General features: G+C 37.7%; 3 protein-coding genes. All 3 read right to left on the reverse strand.

Annotation, left to right across the window (positions count from 1 at the left end):
* Positions 1-5: 5 nt before the first annotated feature.
* Positions 6-1,379, reverse strand: coding sequence for an HlyD family type I secretion periplasmic adaptor subunit (locus GQR44_RS18080; protein ID WP_166373081.1), 1,374 nt, complete (start codon positions 1,377-1,379; stop codon positions 6-8).
* Positions 1,376-3,583: a type I secretion system permease/ATPase gene (locus GQR44_RS18085; RefSeq protein ID WP_166373082.1), complete on the reverse strand. Its 2,208-nt coding sequence runs from the start codon at positions 3,581-3,583 to the stop codon at positions 1,376-1,378. Before GQR44_RS18085 ends, GQR44_RS18080 begins: the two co-directional genes overlap by 4 nt.
* Positions 3,584-3,791: 208 nt before the next feature.
* The coding region (locus GQR44_RS18090) for an Ig-like domain-containing protein (protein WP_166373083.1) at positions 3,792-7,950 on the reverse strand (4,159 nt) is incomplete at its 5' end.

A 7,950-nucleotide genomic window follows, 5' to 3' on the forward strand; every position in this document is an offset into this window, starting at 1 on the left:
CGTTTTTAATATTCACGTAACGCCATCTCTTTTGCTCGTAATAATGGGTTTAACATATATTCAAGTACAGTGCGTTTGCTTACCATTACGTCGACGCTTGTTAGCATTCCGGGAATAATCGGCATATCGTTCTTATCTTTACGGTTCATACTTGATTCATTGGTTCTGATTCTAACAATATAAAAACTATTACCTTCTTCATCTTGTGTAGTATCTGCACTGATATGCTCAACAACACCTTCAAGACCACCGTATCGGGTAAAATCATAGGCTGTAATTTTAACGCGTGCAGGTAACCCCACATGAATAAATGCAATATCTTTAGGAATTATTTTAGCTTCTACTAGTAATTTATCTTCTGTTGGTACTATTTCTAATAGTACTTGGCCAGGTTTAACTACACCACCTAGTGTATTGATATGCAAGGTTTTTACTGTACCAACAACGGGAGAAGTGATCAGAGCCTTAGTTACTTTATCTTTTACACCTACTTGTGCTTCTGTGATCCTAGAAAGTACACCCTGTTTTTCATTTAATTGAGCTCGAGCATCTGTACGAAATGCAAACACTAGTTCACGTCTTTTTAAGATAGACTCTTCTAAGGCAGATTGTTGCCTTGGTATTTGTGCTCGTAATGAATTAATTTCGCCATTTAAATCATTAACTGTTCGTTGTAATTTTAAGTACTCTACCTCAGGCACAATATTTTTTTCAGCTAAAGGGCGAGTTAAACGCATTTCTCTGTTTGCTAACCGTAAACTACTTCTTAATGTACTGATCTTAGATTCTATTTCTTTAATTTCTTGTTGGCGTTGTTTAATTTGTTGGGCCTGGATTGCAACTTGGTTTTCTAAGCTGTTTAAACGTCCAATATATTCATCTTGCTGGCGTTCCACTAGTGTAGCGGCAGTGGTTTGCAAATCTTCAGGAAACTGTAATATTTTTTGTTCTATTTTTATTTGTAATTTCCAATCCTTTACATTGGCTATCAAGATGCTACTTAATTCCGATCTTAAACGAATAATATCAGCTCTAAGTGCGTCAACTTCTTGAGTTTGTTGTGCCATATCTGAGCGGAATCGAGTGTCATCAATACGCGCTAAAGGCTGACCTTTAGTGACTAGCATCCCCTCTTTCACGTATAAATCTTGTAAAATACCGCCATCCAAACTTTGAATTATTTGTACTTGTGAAGAAGGAACAACCTTACCTTCTCCTCGAGTCACTCGATCTAATTTTGCATAATAAGCCCACACAAAAAAGCATACGAATAAAGCAGCTAAAGCCCACACAGTTAAGCGCTGTGCAGTTGGTGTTTGAGTTATCATCGCACCATAAACATCATCGGCCATTTCTAAATCATGTTTAGATATTTTCATGATTTAACTCCTCCAGTAGTACTAAGATTACCTGAAGCAAGCTTCTCTAAAATAATATCCTTTGCATCATTCGCGACTATTTTTCCATTCTCTAGTACAATAATCCGATCAACCAACTGTAATAGATGCATCTTATGAGTGATCAGCAACAAGCTGCGATTTTTTATGGTTTGTTTCATTGAACTAATAAACTGTTTTTCAGCACGTGCATCTAAACTTGCAGTGGGTTCATCAAGCAATAAGATTTGAGGATCATTCAAAATAGCCCGCGCTAATGCGACAGCCTGACGCTGACCTCTAGATAACGTGATCCCCCCTTCACCAACTTGTAAATCCAAACCTTCAGAAGCAAAATCCGTAAATAGTGTCACACCCGATAACTGAGCAGCACGTAATAATTGATACTCAGTAACTTGTCGAGTACCGAACAGAATATTGTCTTTAATAGTGCCATGAAAAAGAATGATATCTTGAGGTAAGTAACCTATATTGCTGCGTAAATCACTCGGATGAATTTGCCCTTGGTGCAGACCATCATAGCGAATACTACCCAACACAGGTTTATAAAGGCCTAAAATTAATTTTGCTAATGTGGTTTTCCCTGACCCATTACGCCCTATAATTGCAATTTTTTCACCTGGTTTAATGTGCAAAGAAAAAGGGTATAGAGCTGTTTTTTCAGTACTAGGATAATGGAATGATACTTGCTCACATTCAATATTCCCCTGTAACTTGTTGCGACTTACTAGGTGCCCTTTATTTTCAAACTCCCCTTCTTGCTCCATAACACTATTGATTTGACGTAAAGAACTCATCGTTTGATTATAGCGAGTCATTAACGAAGCAATTTTAGCCATCGGTCCAATCGCTCTACTAGACAACATCACCGCCGCAATAATCGCCCCCATAGAGATCAGACCTTCAGATACTCGATAAACTCCTAATACCATCACCGCAACAACAGAGATTTGTATAATGAAGCTTGATACATTAGCCACTGAATTAGTTATCACTTTTACTTTTAATTGCCACTTTGAAGTATGACCAACCATTTGTTGCCAAGTATGTTGAATAATACCTTCAGCGCCATTTGCTTTTATTGACTCCATCGAAGACAAACTTTCTACTAAATGGCCATGTCGTAGACCTGAAAATTTATTACTTTCTTCAATTGCTACTTTTAATTTACTTTGCACAATCAGGCTATAACTAATAATTAATACAGTCGCAATGACTGCGAAAATAGCCAAGTCGCCAGAAACCAACCAAATGATAAAGATAAAGAAAATAGAAAAAGGTAAATCAACTAATGCGGTAATGGTTGCTGAAGATAAAAAATCACGGATACTATCAAACTCACCCAGTTGACGAGCCATGCCACCCACACTTGAAGATCTTTTTTCTAGAGGGATACCAATTGCTTTAGCAAACAGTTTAGATGATATTTCTACATCGACTTTTTTACCTGCTACGTCAATGAGGTAGGCTCGAATTTGCTTTAATATAAGATCAAATATATAAGCGACACCTGCTCCGATGGCTAATACCCATAACGTTTCAAAAGCAAGATTAGGCACTACTTTGTCATACACATTCATCACCAATAATGGTGACAACAATGCAAATATATTAATTAAAATAGATGCAACAATCACATCTCGATAAATTGGTGCAGATTCTCGAATGCTGCTCCATAACCAATGCTTTTTAGTATCGTGAATATGAACATCAAAGTGACGATCACCATGATATTTTTGTTTAATCAGGAAAAGATAACCTACATATTCAGCTTCTAATGCAGCAATGGTTAACAGTTCTTCACCACCCGTTTCAGGAAATGAAACACGCGCTTTATCAGCGGTGATATCAATCTCATGCAATATGCAGGCTTGTTTATTTTTGAGCATTAAAATACAAGGCAGCAACATATCAGGGATAGCAGATAAGCTCCTACGATCCATTTTTGCACTCAACCCAGCTCGACTCGCGGCTTGTGGGAGTAGCTCAGGAGTAAGATGTTGATGAGTTAACGGTAAACCTGCCGCTAATGATTCTGCTGAACAGGGCGTAGAGAAATGCTCACTTAATAGAACTAAGCAATCTAATAATGGATCATGTCCAATACGAGTTGAGCTGTTTATTTCCCACTGTCCTGACTGAGGCTTTGTTTGCTTCAATGTTGACCCTTTATTATCAATAGTCATCATAACCCTCCTTAGAGAGCATTATGACGACTATTTTCATTTGCGTAATAGAAAGAATACTAACGTTTTTATAAGTAGTTATCTATTTAAAAACATGATCTTAAAAAACGTTACCTAAATAGTTAATTAAAATACACTTAAAAACCATTTAAACAAGATAACGTTAAATAAAATATCATTTAAACATAATTAATTATACATATTCCACTTAAACAATTTCATCGTCAATTGGTGTGGATGTATTTTCAATAATCGTGTCCCCAATGATCAGAGCTCCATCGTTTAACAGATTATTTATAACAATTTCTTTATCTCCTCCTGACACCTGCCCCTCAGTCTCAATACCTTCCAATTGTGTGTCTTCTAATACAATAGTCTGTGTAGGAGAGTCACCACCGTCTTGATATGTTGTAATTGTTGTATCTTTTCCGTCGAAACTAAAGTCTAAATAATCCCCAAGGGTATTTTCTGACTCTCCCTGTAATAGATCACTTAAGTCCAATTTATCTTCATTAGCATTAAAGTCTGTAATCGTATCAGTGCCATATGTATCACTAGCAGTCCAAACAAACGTATCAATTCCGGCTCCACCAGTTAAAAGATCATTACCTAAACCGCCAATTAATGTATCGTCACCTGAACCACCATCTAATTCATCTTGACCACCATCGCCACTAAGTTGATCATTACCAGCACCACCATTGAGAGTGTCTTTATTACTGCCACCGAATAGCAGATCATCTCCCTGATCACCATTCAAAGTATCGTTACCTGTATCACCGTAAAGCGTATCGTTACCAGCTCCACCATTCAGAGTATCATTTTGAGATTTACCGTATAATATATCTTCGCCATCATCCCCATTTAAAATATCTTCACCAGAAGCGCCATCCAACATATCATTACCGGCTCCGCCGTTTAATGTATCGTTACCAGAAACTCCGAATATTTCATCATTACCACTTCCACCGGTCAGCGTATTATTGTTCTCATCGCCTGTAATAATAGAATCTGCATCGGCAGTCAGTGACTCAACAGGCTCCATTACATCAGTATTAGTAACAGTAGCATCACTAATATCAGTGACTTCCTCAAGAACCCCAGTTTCAGCAGAATGAAGTACAGTGACATACGCCACACCGGCATTTGAAATAGAACCATTCTCATCTTTGATTGTATAAGTAAAAGAATCTGTCCCTGTATACCCATCGTTTGGAGTATAAACAACATCACCATTAACAATTTCAAGTGAACCATATTTAGGATCACTAAGTGTGTTAATACTAATACCTTGGCCAACATCGTTCGCTAATAAATCAAGTGTAATTGGTGTATCAATAAGCGTGTTTGGACTGTCTTCTGTATTACTAAGATTGCTTTCAATCCAAACGTTATCGCCAATCCCATTGAGGCTCATGTTTAAATCAAGGACATAATCGCCACCTTGATCCCAATAAATTATCTCAACAGAATGTAAGCCTGCAGACAATGCGATCTCTGCAATCGAGTCAACAGGTGCTGTGATAAGACTATATGTAAATACATCTTCTCCATCGATGATAAGCTGGAAACCGTCATCATGATTAACTGTAAATAGATAAATACCTGCTTCTTCAACATTTAAGTTGCCTGATACAGCTATAATTCCATCAGTAGCGGTTTCTGAAGATCCTCCGTCAATCGTAACAATAGAGTCAGCATCACTATTTAAGAAAGCAACAAGATTTGCAGGTATTCCACTATCATCTGCACCAACAGCAACACCTGAACTTTGATCAACATCGCCTGTAGATTTATAATCAAGCTTTGTAGAAATAAAGGAAATGTCAGCTGTAGGGTTATCAATAATGTACTGTTTTACCACATCTAAGGAAGAAGTATTTTGTTCCTCCAGTGCTTCATCATAACCCCAGTATTTACCAGAAAGACCTGTTTTTGGACTTGCATCATCAAATGCAACTGGTTGAGATGTAACAACAGAAGCATCACTAACAGACTCTTCATTAACGATCAAACTACTAGTCATTATTAAATTATTGGCTTCGTCAACACCATCAACACGTACTGTAGCTTTTGCTGTACCGGTTTTAGAACCATCACTAATGGTGTACTCAATATCAATTTCTTTAGAGTCGCCATCATTTAAGGTTACGCCTAACTCTTCACTAGGGGTAAAGACCAATTTGCCATCAACAAGTTTCCCAGTACCGACAATAAGGCCATCAACGGTGATATCTACAGCATCACCACCATCTATGACACTTTGCCCTGCTATCTCTGTGATAATGATTTCTTCATTATCATCGTCGAAATCGTTAGACAATAAATCGATAGCAATTGAACTGTTTTCATCAGTAAAAATAACACCTTCGGTAATAGTAGTATCTACTGCCGGTAAATAATTTGTCACATCAACGGCTTCACTTGCATCATTATAGTTAAGGTCAAGTACAACAGATTCGGTTGTTTCACTACCATCTGCTTGTGTTCTAGTAAATGTAATTTCATCTGTAACGGTTCTAGATAGCGTCATATTTTGTACTACATAGGTACCATTTGATCCGGAAGTTGTTAATTCAAAGCGATCCACCGGTGACTCTTTATCAAAGGTAAAGGTATAAGTATCTACAAAAGAACCACTTTGTCTGTAATGAGATTGTATTTCGCTTGTTCCATCTTCAAAATAAGCTGTGATGCTTACTTTAGTCGCATATTTACTAGACTCATCAAAATAACCACCTAAACCATCAAGCGTAAAGGTTACTTCGTTAATATTTTCACCTTCAATGTCTATAACAAGTGTCTCACCTTGGCTTAGTCCATTGTCATCCCCGTTACCAATACCACTACCTATATGCGTGTTTCCGTTCCATGCTGTTAATATAGTGGAATCATTTTCATCAGTAGTTTTTAACGAGGTTTTAATCGTTGCATTACCACTGATTGCAGTTACTGCTGTACCATCACTGTTAACCGTTCCCCAGTCATTCACACTAGCCACATAGTCTGAACTACCATCATCATCAAATGAACCTATACCAATATCAACAGAGTTGAGTTTAATTTCTTCTTCGTCAGGTATAAATTGCACCTCAGAATCAGAGTCATACTCTTCACCAGCGACCATATCAACCCAAACACCATCAACAGTTACCTGCAATGTTCCATATTGAGGTAATTCATCTAGACGAATCGTTGTATCGTAAGTCATTTCAGTATCGTCAACTGCCTCTGGCGCATAATCGACACCATTAATAGTGATAACAATATCCTGCACTGTACCATTCAGATTAACAGTATGAGTCTCAGTGATTGTTTCATTCGAATCTAATGCCTGAATCTCATTGTTTGTATTATCAACTTCGTAATTCCAAGTACCATCGGGATTAATGGTTAAAAGACCTAATTGAGCATTTCCAGTTGTATTAGCAAAAGTTACTGTAGGATTGAAATTTTCACTATCAGTGGTATCAACATCACTAAATGTTAATTTACCCGATACAGTCAATTTATCGTCATTAATATCCTTATCTTCAGTAACCTCACCCAGAGCAGTATCTCCAGCATCTACGTCCACATTGATGAAAGTGTCATCATTTGTACCAACAATTGCTATTTTGACTGTCGTCTGTTCACCGTTAATAGTGACAGTATAAATTTCAATAATACTTTCGTTTTCACCTAAATATTGTGCTGCTTCATTATTTAAAACATACTCCCATTGAAATTGACCAGGATTACTAGCAGTTGGATTAGGGGTTAATGTGAAATCACCAATGGAATTACTTCCACCTGTAGAACTTGTAAATTCAGAAGTTGGTTGATAGTCTTCTGGCTCTGTATAATCAGCATCACTAAATATAAAATTTCCCTGAGCACTTTGAAGAGCTACATTGTCTTCATAAACCACCCCTTGCGCTGAATTAGCGCCAGCAACTTGAATGAAGGTAGGATCATCTTGCGGCGTTATCGTTACATTGACAGTTCCTACTTCACCTTCTTCATTGGTATAAGTAAAGCTATCCGACCCGTTAAAGTCAGCATTCGGTGTGTATTTCACCGTGCCATCAGCATTAACTACTACTGAACCATTAGCGCCTTGAGTCACGCTTTCTACTGGCGAAACAGCCGCTTCAGTACCATCAACCGTATCGGTGTCATTCGCAAGCACATCAATATCAATTGCCGCATCTTCATTAGTCGTCGCGGTATCGTTAGCTACGACGGTTAAATCATTAACCGCATCCACAGTGACATTAACCGTGGCTTCCTGGCCTTCTTCGTTAGTATAAGTAAAGCTATCAGTGCCGTTAAAGTCAGCATTTGGTGTGTATTTCACCGTGCCATCGGCATTGATTGAGACTGAA

The organism is Psychromonas sp. SA13A, assembly GCF_011378715.1.
In the GTDB taxonomy this organism is placed as follows: Bacteria; Pseudomonadota; Gammaproteobacteria; order Enterobacterales; family Psychromonadaceae; genus Psychromonas.